This is a genomic window from Alteriqipengyuania flavescens (assembly GCF_030406725.1).
In the GTDB taxonomy this organism is placed as follows: domain Bacteria; phylum Pseudomonadota; class Alphaproteobacteria; order Sphingomonadales; family Sphingomonadaceae; genus Alteriqipengyuania_B; species Alteriqipengyuania_B flavescens.
Genome location: NZ_CP129107.1, coordinates 471,396 through 492,310, shown reverse-complemented (window position 1 = coordinate 492,310; position 20,915 = coordinate 471,396). Strand labels below are relative to the sequence as shown.

At 64.6% G+C, this 20,915-nt stretch carries 14 protein-coding genes; 9 read left to right on the top strand and 5 right to left on the bottom strand.

The genetic code is table 11. From position 1 onward, the window contains the following. Nucleotide 1 precedes the first annotated feature (1 nt). The 5 genes from gatC (at nucleotide 2) to QQW98_RS02555 (ending at nucleotide 4,272) form a co-directional block, all read left to right on the top strand. Complete coding sequence (gene gatC, locus QQW98_RS02575) at nucleotides 2-304, top strand: Asp-tRNA(Asn)/Glu-tRNA(Gln) amidotransferase subunit GatC (protein WP_290135995.1); 303 nt, start codon at nucleotides 2-4, stop codon at nucleotides 302-304. Further along, the gene (gene gatA / locus QQW98_RS02570; protein ID WP_290135994.1) at nucleotides 301-1,785 is read left to right on the top strand and encodes an Asp-tRNA(Asn)/Glu-tRNA(Gln) amidotransferase subunit GatA; all 1,485 of its coding nucleotides are present in this window, start codon (nucleotides 301-303) and stop codon (nucleotides 1,783-1,785) included. Before gatC ends, gatA begins: the two co-directional genes overlap by 4 nt. Next, a complete protein-coding gene (locus QQW98_RS02565) occupies nucleotides 1,733-2,260 on the top strand; it encodes a hypothetical protein (protein ID WP_290136959.1) in 528 nt (175 codons plus the stop codon). The genes gatA and QQW98_RS02565 overlap by 53 nt, the downstream gene beginning before the upstream one ends. A gap of 39 nt (nucleotides 2,261-2,299) precedes the next feature. Next, nucleotides 2,300-3,799 carry an Asp-tRNA(Asn)/Glu-tRNA(Gln) amidotransferase subunit GatB gene (gene gatB, locus QQW98_RS02560; protein WP_290135993.1) on the top strand — a complete coding sequence of 500 codons (1,500 nt, stop codon included), beginning with the start codon at nucleotides 2,300-2,302 and terminating at the stop codon, nucleotides 3,797-3,799. 128 nt (nucleotides 3,800-3,927) lie between these two features. Continuing rightward, the gene (locus QQW98_RS02555) at nucleotides 3,928-4,272 is read left to right on the top strand and encodes a hypothetical protein (RefSeq protein ID WP_290135992.1); all 345 of its coding nucleotides are present in this window, start codon (nucleotides 3,928-3,930) and stop codon (nucleotides 4,270-4,272) included. Between the two features lie 67 nt (nucleotides 4,273-4,339). On the opposite strand, the gene QQW98_RS02550 is transcribed toward QQW98_RS02555, so the two are convergent. The 4 genes from QQW98_RS02550 to QQW98_RS02535 form a co-directional block, all read right to left on the bottom strand. Further along, nucleotides 4,340-4,648, bottom strand: coding sequence for a hypothetical protein (locus QQW98_RS02550; protein ID WP_290135991.1), 309 nt, complete (start codon nucleotides 4,646-4,648; stop codon nucleotides 4,340-4,342). Nucleotides 4,649-4,689: 41 nt separating this feature from the next. Then, nucleotides 4,690-7,629: a M16 family metallopeptidase gene (locus tag QQW98_RS02545; protein WP_290135990.1), complete on the bottom strand. Its 2,940-nt coding sequence runs from the start codon at nucleotides 7,627-7,629 to the stop codon at nucleotides 4,690-4,692. Between the two features lie 107 nt (nucleotides 7,630-7,736). After that, the gene (locus tag QQW98_RS02540; RefSeq protein WP_290135989.1) at nucleotides 7,737-9,959 is read right to left on the bottom strand and encodes an acylase; all 2,223 of its coding nucleotides are present in this window, start codon (nucleotides 9,957-9,959) and stop codon (nucleotides 7,737-7,739) included. Nucleotides 9,960-10,195: 236 nt separating this feature from the next. Next, the gene (locus tag QQW98_RS02535; protein WP_290135988.1) at nucleotides 10,196-10,387 is read right to left on the bottom strand and encodes a hypothetical protein; all 192 of its coding nucleotides are present in this window, start codon (nucleotides 10,385-10,387) and stop codon (nucleotides 10,196-10,198) included. A 140-nt stretch (nucleotides 10,388-10,527) separates the two neighbouring features. On the opposite strand from QQW98_RS02535, the gene clpB reads away from it, so the two are divergent. Together clpB and QQW98_RS02525 are read left to right on the top strand one after the other, a co-directional pair. Continuing rightward, nucleotides 10,528-13,113, top strand: coding sequence for an ATP-dependent chaperone ClpB (gene clpB, locus QQW98_RS02530; RefSeq protein WP_290135987.1), 2,586 nt, complete (start codon nucleotides 10,528-10,530; stop codon nucleotides 13,111-13,113). A 59-nt stretch (nucleotides 13,114-13,172) separates the two neighbouring features. Next, the gene (locus QQW98_RS02525) at nucleotides 13,173-14,636 is read left to right on the top strand and encodes a tetratricopeptide repeat-containing sulfotransferase family protein (RefSeq protein ID WP_290135986.1); all 1,464 of its coding nucleotides are present in this window, start codon (nucleotides 13,173-13,175) and stop codon (nucleotides 14,634-14,636) included. A 112-nt stretch (nucleotides 14,637-14,748) separates the two neighbouring features. Here the strand turns inward: QQW98_RS02525 and QQW98_RS02520 are convergent, their stop codons facing one another. Beyond that, entirely contained in the window at nucleotides 14,749-18,462 is a 3,714-nt protein-coding gene (locus QQW98_RS02520; protein ID WP_290137075.1) for a TonB-dependent receptor, read from the bottom strand. Nucleotides 18,463-18,834: 372 nt separating this feature from the next. Between QQW98_RS02520 and QQW98_RS02515 the strand changes: the two genes are divergently transcribed. Both QQW98_RS02515 and QQW98_RS02510 read left to right on the top strand, forming a co-directional pair. Next, entirely contained in the window at nucleotides 18,835-20,007 is a 1,173-nt protein-coding gene (locus QQW98_RS02515) for an acetyl-CoA C-acetyltransferase (protein WP_290135984.1), read from the top strand. Nucleotides 20,008-20,105: 98 nt separating this feature from the next. Continuing rightward, complete coding sequence (locus QQW98_RS02510; RefSeq protein ID WP_290135983.1) at nucleotides 20,106-20,891, top strand: SDR family NAD(P)-dependent oxidoreductase; 786 nt, start codon at nucleotides 20,106-20,108, stop codon at nucleotides 20,889-20,891. The last annotated feature ends 24 nt before the right edge of the window (nucleotides 20,892-20,915 follow it).

The following is a 20,915-nucleotide window of genomic DNA, read 5'->3' as shown; positions in this document are numbered from 1 at the left end:
CATGTCCGTAGATAAGGAAACAGTGGCCAAGATCGCCTCTCTGGCGCGCATCCGGCTCGACGATGCGCAGTGCGAGGCGATGGTGCCCGAACTCAACAACATCCTCAGCTGGGTGGACCAGTTGGGCGAAGTCGACTGCAGCGACGTGGAGCCGATGACGGCGGTCATCCCCAACCAGCTGCGCCTGCGCGACGACGTGGTCGATGCCGACCCGCTGACCGGCGGCGGCGTGCGCGACAAGGTGCTGGCAAACGCGCCCAACGCGGAACACGGCTTCTTCGCCGTGCCCAAGGTGATCGAATGACCGACCTTACCCAGCTGGGCGTGCGCGCCATTCGCGACGGTGTGCGCGGCGGCGAATTCACCGCGCGCGAAGTGACCGAGGCGTACAACGCCAATGTCGCCGCCGCATCGGCGCTCAACGCCTTCATCGTCGCCACGCCGGAAAAGGCGCTGGAACAGGCGGACGCGGTCGACACCGCGCGCAGCGATGGCAAGGACCTGCCCGCCATGGCCGGCGTGCCGATCGGCATGAAGGACCTGTTCTGCACCATGGGCGTGCAGTCCACCGCGGCGAGCCACATCCTCGAAGGCTTCGTGCCCGAATACGAAAGCACCGTGTCGCAGAAGCTGTGGGACGCGGGCTGCACCATGCTGGGCAAGCTCAACATGGACCAGTTCGCCATGGGCTCTTCGAACGAGACGAGCTATTTCGGCAACGTCATCTCGCCGTGGCGGCGCGGCAATGGCGACAATGCGGCGCTCGCCCCCGGCGGCTCGTCCGGCGGATCGAGCGCGGCGGTCTCCGCCCGGCTGTGCCCCGCTGCGACCGGCACCGACACCGGCGGATCGATCCGCCAGCCCGCCGCCTTTACCGGCATCACCGGCATCAAGCCGACCTATGGCCGCTGCTCGCGCTGGGGCGTGGTGGCGTTCGCCTCCAGCCTCGACCAGGCCGGGCCGATGGCGCGCGACGTCGCCGACTGCGCGATCATGCTCGGCGCGATGGCCGGCTTCGACCCAAAGGACGCGACCAGCCTGAAGATGGACGTGCCCGACTGGTTCGGCGGCCTGTCGGACGACCTTGCGGGCAAGCGCGTCGGCATTCCGCGCGAATACCGGATGGACGGGATGGACGCGGAAATCGCGGCCAGCTGGGACCAGGGGATCGCGTGGCTGAAGGATGCGGGGGCCGAGATCGTCGACATCTCCCTGCCGCACACGAAATACGCGCTGCCGGCCTATTACATCATCGCCCCGGCGGAAGCCTCCAGCAACCTCGCGCGGTATGACGGCGTGCGCTACGGCCTGCGCGACCTGCCGGAAGGCGCGGGGCTGCAGGACATGTATGCCGCGACCCGCGCCGATGGCTTCGGCGACGAGGTGAAGCGCCGCGTGATGATCGGCACCTATGTGCTCAGCGCCGGGTTCTACGATGCCTATTACACGCAGGCGCAGAAGATCCGCACGCTGATCGCGCGGGACTTCCAGCAGGCGTGGGAGCATTGCGACGTGATTCTGGCGCCCACTGCGCCGAGCGCGGCCTTCGCGCTGGGCGAGAAGAGCGACGATCCGCTGGCGATGTACCTGAACGACGTGTTCGCCGTGCCCGCCAGCCTTGCCGGCCTGCCCGCGATGAGCGTTCCCGCCACGCTGACCGCCGACGGCCTGCCGCTGGGCCTCCAACTGGTCGGCCCGGCGATGGACGAGCAGATCGTGCTCAACGCCGGCCTTGCTATCGAACAGCGCGCCGGGTTCACCGCGCAGCCGGAGAAGTGGTGGTGATTGGCATTTTGGCGACCTGGAAATGAAAGCCGGTTGCCTGATCGGTCTCGCGTTACCGGTCTGCTTGGGCCTCTGGGTTTGGAGCGAAGATCGGGCAATGAATGCGGATAATCTGGTCGCTAAGGAAGCGTTTGCGGAGTTGTGCCGGACGGAGAACATCTTCGTTTCCGGCACGTTTGCTGACTGGGACCGGACGCTTGAGGAGATCAGGGAAGGCACATTCTCGGATTCAGTGCATCTGCGACAATGGAAAGAGCGTTCGCCTCATGAAACGGAATGGCCGGTGGCCGAGAACAAACACGTGCTGATGTCGGAGTTTGTCGTCACATTCATGGATAGCGATAACGAAGTTGTTCTCAGAGACTTCGCGTTGCTTCAAAAGAACGCTCTCTTTTCTATCTCCGCCGAGGGCACCAGCAAGGAATATTGCATCGCGCAGATTGAGCCGGAGTTGGAGCGGCTGTTATGGTCGTGACACTGAGGCAGGGCCGTTTTGCAGGATAGAGAGTCAAATATGAGTACATACCGCATCCACGGCGCCACAGGCGACTGGGAGGTCGTCATCGGCCTCGAAGTCCACGCGCAGGTCTCGACGCAGGCGAAGCTGTTCTCCGGCGCCTCGACCGAATTCGGGGCGGAGCCGAATACGCAGGTCTCCCTCGTCGATGCGGCGATGCCGGGCATGCTGCCGGTGCCGAACCGCGAGTGCATCCGCCAGGCGGTGCGCACCGGCCTCGCCATCGATGCGAAGATCAACAAGTGGAGCCGGTTCGACCGAAAGAACTATTTCTACGCCGATTTGCCGCAGGGCTACCAGATCAGCCAGCTCTACCACCCGCTGGTGGGCGAGGGGCAGCTGGTCATCGATGCCGACGAGAAGGCCGGCATTCCCGAGGACAAGACCATCGGGATCGAGCGCATCCACGTGGAGCAGGATGCGGGCAAGCTGATGCACGACCAGCATCCCAGCTTCTCCTATGTCGATCTCAACCGCAGCGGCGTGGCGCTGATGGAAATCGTGTCGAAGCCCGACATGCGCTCCCCCGCAGAAGCGGGCGCCTATGTCCGCAAGCTGCGCTCCATCCTGCGCTACGTCGGATCGTGCGACGGCAACATGGAGCAGGGCTCGATGCGTGCCGATGTCAACGTTAGCGTTCGCAAACCGGGCGATGAGTTCGGCACCCGCACGGAAACGAAGAACGTCAATTCGGTGCGCTTCGTGATGGCGGTGATCGAACAGGAAGCCCGCCGCCAGGTCGACTTGATCGAGGACGGCGGCACGGTGGTGCAGGAAACGCGGCTGTATGATCCTGATCGCAACGAAACCCGCTCCATGCGGTCGAAAGAAGACGCGCACGACTATCGCTACTTCCCCGATCCCGACCTGCTGCCGCTGGAACTGGACGACGATTTCGTGGCCGAATGCCGCGAGTCCTTGCCCGAACTGCCCGACGCCAAGCGCGACCGCTATGTGAACGAGCTCGGCCTGTCGGCCTACAACGCCAATGTGCTGACCGCCGAAGTCGACACCGCCGCGTGGTTCGAACAACTGCTGGAAGCGACCGCGCGCCGGGCGAACAAGGGCAAGGGCGATGTCGCGAAACAGGCGGCCAACTGGCTCACCAGCGAATTGTTCGGCGCGCTCAACCGCGTGGACAAGACGCTGGAGACCAGCCCCGTCACGCCGGACAAGGGCGCAGAGCTGCTCGCGCTGGTGGCCGACGGCACGATCAGCGGTTCCATCGCCAAGCAGGTCCTCGAAAAGATGCTCGAGACCGGCGACGGTGCACAAGCCATCGTGGAACGCGAAGGGCTGAAGCAGGAAAGCGACACCGGCGCCATCGAGGCGGAGATCGACCAGGTCCTCGCCGCGAACCAGGACAAGGTGGAACAATACCGCGCGGGCAAGGACAAGCTGTTCGGCTTCTTCGTCGGCCAGACGATGAAGGCGATGCAGGGCAAGGCCAACCCGCAGGTGGTGAACGAACTCCTGCGCAAGAAGCTGGACGGGTAGGGGACCAGCCTGTGCGCTATTCCATGGTCATGGTCGAGTGCGATCGGGGCCAATGGATGATGCTGCTGCCTTGGCTAATTTGTCTTTCGGCGTGTGCTACTGACGCGGAAACGGAAACCGAACGACTCATGACCCAGATCGAGTCCTCTGTTGTTCTTCCGTCAAATGCCTTCGAGCTTGAAGAGTACGCCAGATACTACACTTTCTACCGCGGGAAGGTGCACGGCGCTTACACCATGGAGGTGGCTTCACCCCTGTCCGCAGACGAAGTCTGCAAGCAGGAAAACATCGACGGGTCGACCAGGTCTGTCAGTTGCCCGGACGCAGCGGACTTGCCGTTGGGTGAGCGGCGTTGGGTAAAATTCGAAGATTATCCAGCCGTTTCCGGGAGTGACTGCACGGCAATCCAGCTGGAATACGATCCACGAAGTATGCGTTTCGATTACATTGAGTGTGCAGAACCGCTTCATTAAGCTCGAAGCAACAGAAAGGCCCGCCGGATCGTCTCCGGCGGGCCTTTTCCCTAGCTGCGGCTGCGCGTCAGTTCACGCGGGTGCCGGTCATGGCCATGTCGCCGAAGGCGCCGGCGTTGACGGTGCCGTTGAGCTGGTCGCCCTCCACCGTGGCAGTGGCGTTCAGGGTCATCGGCATCGGCACGACCATGTCCATCTTCCAGGTCAGCGTGTTGCCGTCGATCGTGCCGTCCTTGACTTCCAGCTCGCCCATCTGGCCCTTGTTGGTGCCGGTAAAGGTCTTGCCGTCGTCGCCCGGGATCACGGTCAGCGTGCTGGTCTGGTCGCCCATCGGGCTCTTGGTCACGCAGTCGTACTTGCCACCAACATCGGTCATTCGAATTCTCCTGTTATCGTTCTTGGGTAGGGGTCTTCTTATCAATCCGCAGAGGCCTTGCGAAGTTCCACGTCGTAGCCGAGATCGGCCAGCTGCGGCATCACCACGTCAGCATCGCCGACGATCACGAACACGAGGTCGCCGAAGCTGAAGTTCTCGCGCGCGAGATCGCCCAGCGTATCGGCGGTCAGCGCCTCGTACTTGCCGGCCAGCGTTTCGTAGTAATCGTCCGGCCGGCCGTATTTCACGATGTTGACCAGCCCGTTGAGGACGGAGTCGGACGTTTCGAACTGGCCCGGCAATTCGCGCACGTTGCCGTTGACGGTCCGCTCCAGCTCTGCAGCGGTGACGCCGTTGTCGCCGGAGTAACCGGTCAGTTCCTTCTCGATTTCCAGCAGCGAGGCACCGGTCTTGTCGGCCTGGATTTCCGCGACGACCACGTAGCTGAGGCGGTCGACGGCCGACTGGACGAAGGAGCGTGAGCCGTAGGACCAGCCCTTGGTCTCCCGCAGGTTCATGTTGATCCGGCTGAGGAAGCTTCCGCCGAGGATCTCGTTCGAGGCGAACAGCGCGGTGTTGTCGTCCGTGCCGCGCACATCGAGCACGCGGCCGGCGGTCAGCACCGATTGCGGCGAATTCGGCCGGTCGATGAGGACGATCCGCTGGCGCGCATCCGGCACGGCGACGTCGAGGTTCTTGGCCGGCAGCGGCGTGGCGGGCGCGGCCCACGACCCGAAGGCCCCTTCCAGCTGCGCGGTAACCTCGGCCAGCGTGGTATCGCCGACCACGAAGACCTTCGCGTTGTCGGGCCGCAGCCACTTGCCGTGGAAGGCGGCAAGGTCGCCGCGCGAAAGCCCGCGCACGACGTCGATATCGCCGGTCCCGCTGGGCGGTACGGCATAGGGATGCTCCCCGAACAACACCTCGGCCATGGCGCGCTGCCACATCGCCTGCGGGTTCTTCAGCTCCGACTCGATCCGGTTGAGCTGCTGGGCGCGCACGCGCTCCAGGTCGCTGTCCGCAAAGGCGGGGTTGCGGATGTAGTCCGCCAGCAGCGCCAGCGAAGGGGCGAGGTTGGGGGCGAGGGCGGACAGTTCGAACGTGGTCCAGTCCCCGTCGGCGGAGCTGCCGATATCGGCGCCGAGCACTTCCTGCACGGTCGCCAGCGCGACGGAATCGAGCGAGGTGGTGCCTTCCTCCATCAGCTCCAGCATCAGCGACTGGGTGCCGAGCGCATCGCGCGGATCGGCGGAGAAGCCTACATCGAAAGCAACCTCGACGGACACGGTCGGCACCGCGTCGCGGCGGGCGAAATAGACTTCCATGCCGTTCGACAGCGTGGCGCGTTCGATATCGGGGAAGTCGAGGTCGGTCAGCTGGCCGACCGGCGGCAGCTGCGAACGATCCTGGAACGACAGTTCGGCCAATTGTTCGTCCGAACAGCTGGCGGCACCGCAGAAATAATCGAGCGCGGCCGCGTCGAGCCCGCCGATATCTTCGGGGATCGCCGCACCGCCGCGGCTTTCGCCGCCTTCGGTCCGCTCGCCCGGTTCGTAGACGAGGGCGAAGCGCGGCTTGGTCAGCCAGCGCTGCAGGAAGGCGGTCACGCTTTCGGGCGTGGCGGCGACCATGCGCTGCAGGTCGACCGCATACTGGCCGGGGTTGTCCTTGTAGAGCGCGCCGCCGGCCAGCGTCACTGCCTTGCCACCGGTCGATTCGAGGCCGGAAATGGTGCCCGATGCGATCGAGACCTTGCTGCGCTCGAGCTCGCCCGCGGTCGGCCCGCCGGCGATGTAGTTGGCGACTTGTGCATCCAATGCGGCTTCCACCGTGGCGCGGTCGGTGCCCGGCTTCACGTCGGCCTGCACGATGAAGACGCCTGCGTCCTCGTTGCTCCAGGTCCAGCTCGACACGCTCACGGCGACCTGCTGATCGCGCACCAGCGCGTTGTCGAGGCGGCTGCTGGCGAGCCCGCCCAGCGCATAGGCGGCGAGCTCGATCGTCATGTTGTCGGCGCTGCCCGAACCCGGGATCGGCCACATGCGATAGATGCGGGTGGTGGAAATCTGGTCCTTCACCACCTTTTCGGTGTTCGCGGCGAGGGTCGGCACCGGCACGTCCGGATGGACGACCTCCGGACCGCGGTCGATCGCGCCGAACCATTTCTCGACCATTGGGCGCGCTTCGGCGGCGTCGATGTCGCCGGCCAGCACGAGCACCGCGTTGTTGGGGCCGTAGTGGTCGCGGAACCACTGCTTCACATCGTCCAGCGTGGCATTCGACAGGTCGTCCATCGAGCCGATGGTGGAGTGGTGGTAGGGGTGGCCGCGCGGGAAGATGTTCTCGACCACTTCGTAGCGCAGCAGGCCATAGGGACGGTTGTCGCCGCGCCGCTTTTCGTTCTGCACGACGCCGATCTGGTTATCGAGCTTCTCCTGCGTCACCGCGCCGAGCAGGTAGCCCATGCGATCCGATTCCAGCATCAGCGCCCGGTCGAGCGCGGCGGTCGGCACCGTCTCGTAATAGTTGGTGCGGTCGGCGTTGGTGGTGCCGTTGAAATTGGTCGCGCCGACCTGTTGCAGCGGCTCGAAGAAGTCGCCCGGCGCGTTCTCGCTGCCGTTGAACATCAGGTGTTCGAACAGGTGGGCAAAGCCGGTCTTGCCGGCGGGTTCATGCTTGGAGCCGACATCGTACCAGACGCTCAGCGCGACCACCGGGGCCTTGCGGTCCTCGTGCACCACCACGGTCAGCCCGTTGTCGAGCGTGAATTGTTCGTAGGGAATGTCGATCGCATCGACCAGTTGCGACAGCGGCGCGGCCTGTTCGCTATAGGCTTCTACCGTGCTCGGTGGTGCAACGAGCTCTGCTTTCAGAGCGTCTGCCCCGGCGGCAAGGTCGGCGGCGCTGTCCATCGTAGTGCAGGCGCTCAGCAGCGCGATGGCGGATACGGCAGGCAAAAGGTGGCTCAAACGGCGTGTCATCGATGTCTCCCCCGTGGCAAGCCGCACCGTCCGGCCCGACTCGCCTTCGTTCGTTATGGCGCGCAGGATAGTCGCTGCGCCCCGCGCGGCAAAATCCCTTACGGAAATCAGCGGCTGCTGACGGTGTAGCGAACCCGCGAGTTCGCGCGCGCATCGCTACGCCAGAAATGCACGGGCTTCAGCCGGTGCATGACGAACAGCGCAGCCTGATCGGCGAAATGCATGGAATCGGGCCGGGTGATGGCCTGGCCGTAGGGCTGGATCGATTCGGACGACACGGGTTTGCCCGGCGCCCACTCCACGAACATCAGGAAGCTGTCGCCATGGCGCACGGCCAGCCTGCCGTCGTCTTCCACGTCCCAAAGGGTGGAGGCGCGCAGCGTGTCGCTGCCGCCGTCAAGCGGCAGGTCGGTATCGCCCTGGCGCAGCCGCAAAAGCTCGCCCTGCGGCACGTCGAGATGGCCGAAATGGGTCATCAGGTGGTCCACGGCGGCTTCCAGCTGTTCGCGCGTGTCGGGTGCGGCCTCGTTGTTGTAGCGATTGCCCATCGCCTCGCGGATCATCAGCAGCGCGAGCGCGTCGCCCGTGCCTATCCCGTCCGCCTTGAAATCCCACCCGGCGAGCAGCGACTGGGCTTCGAGCAGCTGCGGGTCGTCCGACACGTCGAGCCCGGCGATCGCATCGAACAGGTCCGCGACGTAATCCTTGCGTTCGTAGCCCGTGTCGTACTTGATCCGCTCCAGCGTCTCGCGGTCGATCGTGTCGGCCTCGCGCATCAGCTTGTCGGCGCGAAAGGCGCGGTTGGTCATCGTCAGCTCCACGCCCATTTCGGGCGCCACGCTGTCGGGGGACTGGTCGCTGGACCCGGCGGCGAAAAACGGCTGGTTGTTGGCGTTGTAGAGATAGCCGGAGCCGGGGTTTTTGTACTGCGGCAGCGCATCGTAATCGACCAGGGCGTTCCAGATCGCCGCGCTCTCGTCGCCCGGCAGGATCCCGCGCCAGTCGTAACCTTCGGGCCGGTCGGGGATGGATGCGTTGTAGATATAGGCGATGTTGCCGGCCTCGTCGGCATAGATGAAGTTGGTGGAAGGGATTGCGTGGGTCGCCAGGATGCCGCGCCATTCCTCGAAGCTTTGCGCCTTGGGCAGGCGGTAATAGGCATCGAGCATCGCGATCGAATACATCCCGCCATAACGGATGGCGTAGAAATCGCCGTCGTCCTGCCGGATCACGGGGCCGTGCATGCTGCGATAGATGGTCCGGCTGGCGGGCACCGTCAGCGGGCCGATTTTCGCCGCCAGCGTCACATCCTCCCGCTCCAGCGGCAGCCACTTGCCGTCGAGCCGGTATTCGGTCTCGTCCTCGTTCACCACCAGCTTGTAGACATCGGTCATGTCGGGGCGGTTGACCGTGTTGGTCCAACCCAGCTTCTCGTTATGACCGAGGAAGATGAAGGGGCTGCCGGGGAAAGTCGCGCCGGCGAAGTGCAGGCCTTCCTCGCTTTCGACCACCGCCTCGTACCACGCCACGCCGCCGCGCCACGGCTGGTGCGAATTGGACACGAGGCGGGTGACCCCATCGCCCGATTTCTGCGGCGCGATGGCAAAGGCGTTGGAGCCGACGTTGGCCGCATCCTCGCCCTGCGGCAGCGGTGCGGGCGGGGCGCTTTCGGCATCCAGGATGATACGGGGTCCGAATTCGCGGTTGAGGGGCTCGTCCGCCACCAGCGGTCCCACGGTGTTGAACAGGCCGAAGAACAGCGGCTGGCGCAGCGCGAAGCCGGCGGCGATATCCTTGCCGTTCACCGGGAACAGGTTGGCCAGCTTCAGCTCCCCCGGATGGGCGGCGGCATGATCGTTGAGGCCGCTGGCATAGGCTTCCAGCACGGCGCGGGTGTCGGCGGGCAGCTGCGGATAGTCGCGCTGTGCCGTGCCGCGCGCATCGAGCAGGGCGAGCGCGAAATCGAGCTGCGCGCCTTCCGTGCCGGCAATCGCGCCGTAACGGCCGCGGGTCATCGCCACCACGTCCTGCAGGGTGAAGAAATCGTCCTCTGCATGAGCGCGGGCAAGGCCGTAGGCGACATCGGCATCGGTCTTACCGTAGATATGCGGGACGCCGAACTGGTCGCGGATGATCTCCGCCCGGTAATCGCGCTCCGGCGGCGGCGGGCTCGCCTCTGCAGCGATCCCTTCCCACACCAGCAGCACCAGCAGCGTCAGCGCCAGCAGCGCGAGCGCGCCCCAGCCGATCCAAGCGCGCAGCTTATTAGTTCGCCTCCCCTCTGCAAGTGGATCGGCAATCGTGGCAAGCGTGCGGGGCGGGGTGCTCATGCCCCGCTGCCTAGATGCAGGGGGCAGCGATGCCAAGCCGCAGCGCGGGGGAGGTCGACCCTAGAAAGAGCCTTCCATGCCGAACAGCAGCACATTGGTCAGCGCATCCTGGCGCGACCAGGTGGCGCCGCCCGGCAGGTTGCCACCGATGAGGAAATTGAGCGGGACGAAGCCGTCGGCGCGGATGAATTCGCCGAACGGGTTTATGTTGCTGACCGGGAACCACGACAGGCCGGCTACGAACTGGCCCTGCGCTTCCCACGCGAACCGTCGTCGCCCGCGATGAAGCGGCTGAATTCCGCCGACACCACGAATTCGCAGCGGGCCTGGTCTTCCTCGTTCGCGCCGAAGCCGTAGCGCCCGCCGAAGGTGAAGCTTGTGACCTTGACCGCTTCGAATTCGCTCAGCGGGTTGGTCGGGTCTGGCACGGCCGTGGGGGCCCGAACGGGCTTGCTTTCGGCGCGAGGTGAGTTAGTTTTGCAACACAGCGTAAAAATGCGCGCGTCCGGCACTTGTGTTGCAATTTTGCAACATTATCTCCGTCGGGACATTTAACGAGGGATTTTCGATGAACCTGGAAAAATTCACCGACCGCGCGAAGGGTTTCCTGCAGGCCGCGCAAACCGTGGCGATCCGCATGAACCACCAGCGGATCAGCCCCGATCACATCCTGAAAGCGATGATCGAGGATCCCGAAGGCATGGCCAGCGGGCTGATCGCACGCGCCGGCGGCAATCCGCGCGCGGTGGAAGACGGTGTCGATGCCGCGCTCGCCAAGGTCCCGGCCGTCAGCGGCGGCGGGGCGCAGGGCACCCCGGGGCTCGACAACGATGCCGTGCGCGTGCTCGACCAGGCGCAGCAGGTCGCCGACAAGGCGGGCGATAGCTACGTCACCGTGGAGCGGCTGCTGGTCGCCTTCGCTCTCGCCACCACGACCTCGGCCGGGCAGGCGCTCAAGAATGCCGGGGTGACCCCGCAGGCGCTCAACGATGCGATCAACGAACTGCGCAAGGGCAAGACCGCGGACACCGCCAGCGCCGAGGAATCCTACGACGCGATGAAGAAATATGCCCGGGACCTGACGCAGGCGGCCCGCGACGGGAAGCTCGACCCGGTGATCGGACGCGACGAGGAAATCCGGCGCACGGTGCAGATCCTCGCGCGGCGGACCAAGAACAACCCGGCGCTGATCGGCGAACCCGGTACCGGCAAGACCGCCATCGCCGAAGGCCTCGCGCTGCGCATCGCCAATGGCGACGTGCCCGACAGCCTGAAGGACCGCACTCTGATGTCGCTCGATCTCGGCGCGCTGATCGCGGGCGCGAAATATCGCGGCGAGTTCGAGGAGCGGCTGAAGGCCGTGCTGGACGAGGTGAAGGGCGCGGACGGGCAGATCATCCTGTTCATCGACGAGATGCATACGCTGATCGGCGCGGGCGCGTCGGAAGGCAGCATGGATGCATCCAACCTGCTCAAGCCCGCCCTGTCGCGCGGCGAACTGCACTGCATCGGCGCCACCACGCTCGACGAGTACCAGAAATATGTCGAGAAGGACCCCGCGCTCCAGCGGCGCTTCCAGGCCGTCTATATCGACGAGCCGAGCGTGGAAGACACGATCAGCATCCTGCGCGGCATCAAGGAAAAATACGAGCTGCACCATGGCGTGCGCATCACCGACGGTGCCATCGTGGCCGCGGCGCAGCTGTCCGACCGCTATATCCAGAACCGTTTCCTGCCCGACAAGGCGATCGACCTGATGGACGAGGCGGCAAGCCGCATCCGCATGGAAGTGGAATCGAAGCCGGAGGAGATCGAGAATCTCGACCGCCGGATCATCCAGCTGAAGATCGAGGAATCCGCGCTGCAGAAGGAAACCGACAGCGCTTCGAAGGACCGGCTGGAAAACCTGCGCAAGGAATTGTCGGAACTGGAACAGCAGTCGAGCGAGCTCACCACCCGCTGGCAGAACGAGCGCGACAAGATCCACGCCGAGGCCAAGGTCAAGGAACAGCTCGACGCTGCACGGCTGGAGCTGGAGCAGGCGCAGCGCGCCGGCGACCTGCAGAGGGCGGGCGAGCTGTCCTATGGCCGCATCCCCGAGCTTGAAAAGCAGCTGGAGGAGGCCGCCGGCCAGACCGACAACGCGCTACTGAAGGAAGAGGTCACCGAAGAGGATATCGCCGGTGTCGTCAGCCGCTGGACCGGCATCCCGATCGACAAGATGATGGAGGGCGAGCGCGACAAGCTGCTGCAGATGGAGCAGCTGCTCGGCAAGCGCGTGATCGGGCAGGAAGCGGCAGTCACCGCCGTGTCCAAGGCCGTGCGCCGCAGCCGGGCCGGCTTGCAGGACCCGAACCGCCCGCTCGGCAGCTTCCTGTTCCTCGGCCCCACCGGCGTCGGCAAGACCGAGCTGACGAAAGCCCTCGCCGGCTTCCTGTTCGACGACGACGACGCGATGGTCCGCATCGACATGAGCGAGTTCATGGAAAAGCACGCCGTGTCCCGCCTGATCGGCGCGCCTCCGGGCTATGTCGGATACGACGAGGGCGGGGTGCTGACCGAAGCGGTGCGCCGCCGCCCCTACCAGGTCGTGCTGTTCGACGAGGTGGAGAAAGCCCACGCCGACGTGTTCAACGTGCTGCTCCAGGTGCTCGACGACGGGCGGCTGACGGACGGGCAGGGCCGCGTGGTCGACTTTTCCAACACGCTCATCATCCTCACCAGCAACCTCGGCAGCCAGTTCCTGACGCAGTTGACCGACGAGCAGACGGTGGACGATGTCGAACCGCAGGTGATGGACGTGGTCCGCGGGCATTTCCGCCCCGAATTCCTCAACCGGCTGGACGAGATCATCCTGTTCCACCGCCTCGCGGCAGAGCACATGGCGCCGATCGTCGATATCCAGGTCGCGCGGGTGCAGAAGCTGCTGAAGGATCGCAAGATCACGCTCGACCTCACCGACGGGGCGCGCAAGTGGCTCGGCCGCGTGGGCTACGACCCGGTGTACGGCGCGCGGCCGCTGAAGCGTGCGATCCAGCGATATTTGCAGGATCCGCTCGCCGACAAGCTGCTGCAGGGCGACATTCCCGACGGCAGTACCGTCCATATCGACGAAGGCGACGGCGCGCTGGAAATGACCACCGACGCCGGTTGAGAGGGCGGTTGCGGTGCGCGGCGATTGAGCCGGCGGATGGGGCGCGCTAGGGCAGGGGCGTGACGTCGCCACCTCCTGCCAACCGCGTGCTCGCCGCCGTGGAGGCGCTGAAGCGCCTCGACCGCGATGCGGCGGTCGCGCTCCTGCGCGAAGAGGTGCGCGACGGGCCGCCACATGGCGAGCGGTGGCAGAGTATCGGACGGCTCGCGAAGCAGATCGGCGCGGTCGAAATCCAGCGCGAGGCTGCGCGCCGTTTCGCCGCCACGCCGCCGCCCACGCTCAGCCGCCTGCTCTATGGCTGGGGCGAGCTGGTCGAGACCGGGCGCAGCCGCGAGGCGCGCGAGCAGGTCGCCCGGCTGGCGGAACAGCACCGGCAGATCCCGCAGGTGCAGCACTTTCTCGGCACGCAGGCTGTGGGCGAGGGCAAAGCGGAGGAAGGCGCGGCGTATTTCCGCGCCGCGCTGGCGCAGAAGCCGGCGATGATCGAAAGCTGGTCGGCGCTGGCGATGACCAGGACATTCGCGCCGGGAGACCCGGACATCGCTTCGCTCGAAAAGCTGCGCAGCACGCCGGGCCTCACCGATCCGATGCTGCGCAGCCGGCTGCTCTATACACTGGGCAAGGCCTATCACGACTGCCGCGATTTCAGTGCTGCCTTCGAAGCCTATTCCGAAGGCGCGGCCCTGCGCCGGGGCACCGAGACATTCGATTACGAGGCGATGGAGCGGCAGGCGACGCAGGCGCTGACCGACTTCACGCCCGAGCGGATGGCGAGGCTGCGTCCCTCTGGCCATTCGGGCAGCCGCGCGATATTCGTCAACGGCCTGCCGCGTTCGGGCAGCACGCTGACCGAGACGATCCTGACCGCCCACCCGGAGGTCGCCGACGGGGGCGAGATCAACCTGCTGCGCCCCGCGCTGATCCCGGTGGCGGGCGAGACCATGATCGGCGCGCAGGAGTTCGAAGCGGCGATGGGCGATCATCCCGATCCGTGGGGCACGCTGGCGCGGACATACGAAGGGCTGCTGGCGGAACGCTTCGGGCCGGAAGGGCGCATCGTCGACAAGACACTGCAGCAATCGCTGCGCATGGGGCTGCTGCTGCACACGCTGCCCGATGCGCGGGTGCTGTGGATGCGGCGGAGCCCGGAAGATACGGCGCTGTCGTGCTTCCGCACCTATTTCACCGCCGGTGTGCCGTGGAGCTGGTCGCTGGCCGATATCGGCCGCGTCTTCGCGCTGGAGGACCGGTTGTTCGCCCACTGGGTGAAGCTGTTCCCAGGGCGGATCATGACGGTGCCCTACGAGGAACTGGTTAGCGCGCCCGACGCCTGGATTCCGAAGATCGCGGAGCATGCCGGCGTTTCATACGACCCGGCGATGGCGCAATTCCACCGGCAGGAGCGGGTGGTGCGTACGGCGAGCGCGATGCAGGTGCGCGAACCGATGCGGACCGACCGTGTGGGGCAGGCGGAGGCTTACGGCCCCCTGCTCGACGAATTCCGCGCAGCCTACGCCGGGTAAGGCATTTACGGCGCGGCGCCGCCGCCTGCTTTCACATATCGATTACGCAAAAAGAAAGGGGCGGTCCGAAGACCGCCCCTCCCTGTTTTCGGTTCGTGTTCCGATCTTGCGATTAGAACAGGATGTCGATGCCGAAGCGGACACTGCGCGGAGCCTGGTAGCCCGTCACGATGTCGTAGTTCGGGTTGACGACGATGGCGTCCGGCAGATCGTCGGTGTTGTCGCCACGATAGATCGCGTCTTGGTCCCCAAATTCGTTACGCGAGGTAGCGTTCTGGAAGTTGAAGATGTTGAACACGTCGGCCGTGAAGCTGATCTGACGATCCTGGCCCGCATCGACGTTGTAGCGGAACGACATGTCTACGTTGTAGAGCCAGTCGGTTTCGCTGCCTTCACCGCGGGGAGCAGGCTGGAACGAGCAGTAGTGCGACGCAGCGCCGTAACCGCCGGCAAACACGTCCGTCGGGTGCCAGCCGAAGCAGCTGAGCGGACGGGGCGAGTCGACCGAGATGTTCGTACCAACGACGAACTGTTCCGTCGGCGCATAGGCCCCGAACAGCTTGAAGCGGTGCGTACGATCGTTCGGCAGACGGCCGGTTGCGAAGTCGACGAAGCCCGGCTGGTCGAAGTCCTGCGTAATGCCGGCATCGTCCTGACCGAAGTCCGACTGCACGTAGCCTTCCGAGTTACCGTAGCTGCGCGACCAGGTGTAGGAACCGGTAAGGCTCCACTTGCCATCCCACGGGCGTTCGAACGTCAGTTCGACCGCGTCGTATTCACGGATCGCTTCACCGAAGCCGAGTTCGTCAGCGGTAAAGGTCACGACACGACCGTCAAGCGCTTCGCTGGTCACAGTATCGTCACCCAGCAGGGCAACAGTCAGCGGACCACCCACGTTGTAGGTCACGTACTGGTGATAACCGGTCCACACGGTTTCACAACCAGTGATGCCGTTTTCGTTACAGTAGTTGATGACCGCCAGGTCGATCGCAGCATCTTCCGCCGTACGGTCGAGGTTGCGATGGATGTAGGCGAGACCAACCGTGAAACCGCCGAAGTCATGGTCGTAGCCGACGATGTATTCGGACTGCTTCGTTGCCTTGAGGTTCTGGCCGACGAACGCAACCGAAGGCGGCACGGAGCCATCACCGGTGGTCAGGCAGTTGGAACCGCTGGAGAACGGCGTAAGCGGGCTCGGACAAGCATTCTGGTACTGACCGTTGTCGGTAACCTGATCGGCACGACCGAACAGCGGCACACCGTCGCTGTTGAAGCCGGTGTATTCGAACCGCTCGCGGTAGAAGAACTCCGCACCGGCACCTCGGAACGCGGTGTTCGAAGCGACCGGCAGGAAGTACTGGCCGAAGAAGCCGTAGAAGCGACCGTTGTCCCCGACATCGTAGCTGAAGCCAACGCGCGGAGCGTAGTTTTCATCGAGATCGAAGAAATCGGTACCATCGGCCTTCTTCACCAGGAAGTCGTCACGACGCAAGCCAAGGTTCAGCGTCAGGCGATCGGTCACGTTCCATTCGTCCTGAATGTAGAACGCACGGTTGATCGATTCGAACTCACCACCCGAGTTGAAGTAGTTCAGTTCGACAATACCACCCGGACGCAGGACGTAAGCGATACCTGCACCGCCGGCCCCTGCGTCGTACGCAGCCTGCGAAATCAGGCCGTTACCGAGCAGGTAGTCACCGCCGGTACGGACCGTACCACGGGTCAGCGTGTTGATTTCGGTATCAAAGCCGGCACGGATGTGGTGCGAACCGAGGAGGTCGAAAAACAGGTCGACGTCAGCGCGATAGAATTCACGCTTGGTTTCGTACGGCGTGGAGATCGACGAGGCACGCTGGTCGTTCAGCAGACCACCGTTGGGCGTGCCATTGACCGTGACGCCCGACGCGTTGACGACGTACGGAAGCGTTGCAGCAGAACCGACCGGTGCGTTGTCGAAACGGTCTTCCATCACACCGTAGGCAGCCGAAACGGTCAGCCAGTCCGTGAACGTGCCGGTGTACTTACCGACGTAGCTGATGCCGCCGAAGTTGAACACACCGGTGGTCTGGTAATCGCCGATGTTGAAACCTTCGTCGCCCGAACCTTCGGTATAGGGCGCAGTCGACTGCACGGTCTGACGACGGGTGTCGAAGATCGTGAATTCGAAGTGCTGCAGGCCGTTACCGAGCAGGTAGTCACCGCCGGTACGGACCGTACCACGGGTCAGCGTGTTGATTTCGGTATCAAAGCCGGCACGGATGTGGTGCGAACCGAGGAGGTCGAAAAACAGGTCGACGTCAGCGCGATAGAATTCACGCTTGGTTTCGTACGGCGTGGAGATCGACGAGGCACGCTGGTCGTTCAGCAGACCACCGTTGGGCGTGCCATTGACCGTGACGCCCGACGCGTTGACGACGTACGGAAGCGTTGCAGCAGAACCGACCGGTGCGTTGTCGAAACGGTCTTCCATCACACCGTAGGCAGCCGAAACGGTCAGCCAGTCCGTGAACGTGCCGGTGTACTTACCGACGTAGCTGATGCCGCCGAAGTTGAACACACCGGTGGTCTGGTAATCGCCGATGTTGAAACCTTCGTCGCCCGAACCTTCGGTATAGGGCGCAGTCGACTGCACGGTCTGACGACGGGTGTCGAAGATCGTGAATTCGAAGTGCTGGCTGTCGATCGGGTATGCATCGACCTTCACGCCCCAGAACGGATCGTCCTGCGTGTTGCGGGTCGAAAGGCCCGAAGCGCGGCTGACGGTGTTCGATTCCGTTTCGCGGAATTCGAGAAGGCCGTAGACGAACAGGCGGTCTTCGATGATCGGGCCGCCAGCCTCGACGACTGCCGAGTAGCTCATGGCTTCGTCGGCATCGCGGTTGGTCAGGTCTTCGCAGGTCGAAGCCGGATTGATGATCGTGCCACGCGGGGAAAGGTTGTTCTCGACATCGTCGATCAGCGCCTGCAGTTCACCCTGATTATATTCACAGGTGATCAGCTCTTCACCATCCGTACGACCGAACTTCGGCGCCCAGTCGAGGTGGATGCCGCCGAAGAAGTCGTTCGAGCCCGACTTGGTCACGGCATTGACGATACCGCCGGTCGCACGACCGAATTCGGCCGGGTAACCACCGGTCTTCGCTTCCACCGAACGGTAGAAGTCGAACGGCACGCGGGCCGAACCGAGGTAGTTGTCGAAGTTCGTCGTGTTGAGGCCGTTCACGTAGTAGGCGTTTTCAGCGACCGACGAACCGCCGATGGAGGCGAGGTTGCCGAATGCGCTGTCGCCCTGCGTGGTGCCCGGTGCGAGCAGCACGACCGAAGTCAGGTCGCGCGGCAGCGGAACGCGCTTGGTCAGCTCTTCCACGTCGACGTTGAGGCCCTGGGTGGTGCCTTCGAAGTCGCGGACGATGGTGGTGCCGATAACGGTGATGACGTTGGCCGAAGACACCGAGATGTCCACGCCGACAGCCTGCGAAGCCAGCACGTTCACGCCGGTGGCGGTGAAGTCCTGGAAGCCGCCGCCGGTGACGACGATGTCGTACGAGCCGGTCGGCAGGGCGTTGAGGCGGAAAGTACCGTTCGAGCCGGTCGTCGCGGTACGGGTCTGGCCCGTGGCGTTCGAGGTTGCGACGACGGTCGCACCGGCAACGGGCGCACCCGTTTCGTCGGTGACGGTACCGGCGATGGCACCGGAGGTGTAGTCCTGCGCTGCGGCCGGAGCGATGGCCCCGGTCGAAGCGGCAACACCAGCACCCACCAGTGCGAGAGCCTTCAGCGCCGAGCTCGACGCCAGCAGACCCTTGCGGAAAGTGGTATTCTGCATGTTTGCTAGTCCCCTAAGACAGCCACCCGGCAGCATGCAGGGCGGCAGTTTTACCATCCAAATATCGAAACCCGCCGGAACGGGAGCGTTGGATGCATCGCTGACTAGCGCAGCCCTGCCTTCACGCAAAAGGATTCGCAGGCGGTTTCCGCCATCGGTTCATGACTGTGACATTCCGGTTACAGGTGGAACGGTCTCGCAGTCGCACAATACCCGCACCATTTCCCGTGCCTTCGTATGCACAGGCGGCAGAGGCGACAACGCAAACTTCGCGCGCACGCGTATGCACGCGGGGACTTGACCGTGCGCCCCCTGCTTCACTAGGCGCTGCGGGAAGCGGATTTAATCGATCGATTAGGAAGGCGGTTTTCCATGGCAACGGCATATATCGTGGAGGCGGTGCGCACCGCGGGCGGCAAGCGCGGCGGCAGGCTGGCGGGGGTCCATCCGGTCGACCTTGCGGCAAAGTCGCTCGATGCCATCGTGGAGCGCAGCGGGATCGACCCGAACGCCGTCGATGACGTGGTGATGGGCTGCGTCAGCCAGGGCGGGGAGCAGGCCATGCAGGTCGGGCGCAACGCCGTGCTGGCGGCGAAGAACCTGCCGCAGTCGACCCCGGCAGTGACCATCGACCGGCAGTGCGGCTCCAGCCAGCAGGCGATCCAGTTCGCCGCGCAGGCGGTGATGAGCGGCACGCAGGACGTCGTCATCGCCAGCGGGGTGGAAAGCATGAGCCGCGTGCCGATGGGCTCGACCGCGATGTTCCACATGAAGGAGGGCTTGGGGAACTACAAGTCGCCCGGGCTGGAGGAGAAATATCCCGGCATCCAGTGGTCCCAGTTCATGGGCGCGGAGATGATCGTCAAGAAGCACGGCTTCACCAAGGACCAGCTCGACAGCTTCGCGCTCGGCAGCCACGCGAAGGCGGCGAAGGCCACCGAAGCCGGCGCTTTCGCGGACGAGATCGTGCCGGTCGAGGTGGAGACGCCCGAAGGCACCGAAATGCATACGGTGGACGAAGGCATCCGCTTCGACGCGACGCTGGAGGGCATCGCATCGGTCAAGCTGCTGAGCCCGGAAGGCACGATCACCGCCGCCACCAGCAGCCAGATCTGCGACGGGTCGAGCGCGGTGCTGGTGGTCAGCGAGCAGGCGCTGAAGGACCACGGGCTCACCCCCATGGCGCGCATCCACAACCTGACCGTCACCGCCGGCGATCCGGTCATCATGCTGGAAGAACCGCTGTTCGCCACCGACCGCGCGCTGGAGCGGGCGGGCATGAAAATCGGCGATATCGACCTTTACGAAGTCAACGAGGCATTCGCCCCGGTACCGCTCGCGTGGCTGAAACACACGGGCGCGGACCCGGACCGCTTGAATGTGAACGGCGGCGCGATCGCGCTCGGCCACCCGCTGGGTGCGAGCGGGACGAAGCTGATGGCGACGCTGCTCCACGCTCTGAAGCGAGGCGGCAAGAAATACGGCCTGCAGACGATGTGCGAAGGTGGCGGCGTCGCCAACGTCACCATCGTTGAATCGCTGTGAGCGAATTCACGGTTTTTGGCGTCGAGGCGCTGTAAGCCCATTCACGAATACCGGCGTTGAGGCGCCGTAATCCGACGCGTTCAAGAGAGGATATTTTCATGGAAGTCAGCAGCAACACTCCCGCCGTCGTCACCGGCGGCGCATCGGGCCTCGGTGCCGCGACCGCACGCGCGCTTGCGGCCAAGGGCGCGAAGGTCGCCATTTTCGACATGAACGAGGAGAAGGGCGAGGCGATGGCCGCCGAACTCGGCGGCGTCTTCTGCAAGGTCAACGTGACGAGCGAGGAAGAGGTCGACGCCGGCTTCGCCAAGGCGCGCGAGGCCCACGGGCAGGAGCGTATCCTCGTCAATTGCGCGGGCATCGGCAATGCCATCAAGACCGCCAGCCGGGACAAGCAGACGGGCGAGATCAAGCACTACCCGCTGCAGGCCTTCGAATTCGTGATCCAGGTCAACCTGATCGGCACTTTCCGCTGCATCGCCAAGTCGGCGGCGGGGATGATGACGCTCGACCCGCTGAGCGACGACGGCGACCGCGGCGCAATCGTCAACACCGCGTCGGTCGCTGGCGAGGACGGCCAGATCGGCCAGGCAGCCTATTCCGCATCCAAGGGCGGCGTCATCGGTATGACCCTGCCGATCGCGCGCGACCTGATGCAGGAAGGCATCCGCGTGAACACGATCCTGCCGGGCATTTTCAACACCCCGCTGATGAACGCCGCCCCGCCGCAGGTGAAGGACGCGCTGGCCGCCAGCGTCCCGTTCCCCAAGCGGCTCGGCAATCCGGACGAATACGCCATGCTCGCCATGACCATGATCGAGTGCGGCTATTTCAACGGCGAGGACGTCCGCCTCGACGGCGCGATCCGCATGGCCCCGCGGTAAAGACCCAAGCGAAAGGGCGGCCGG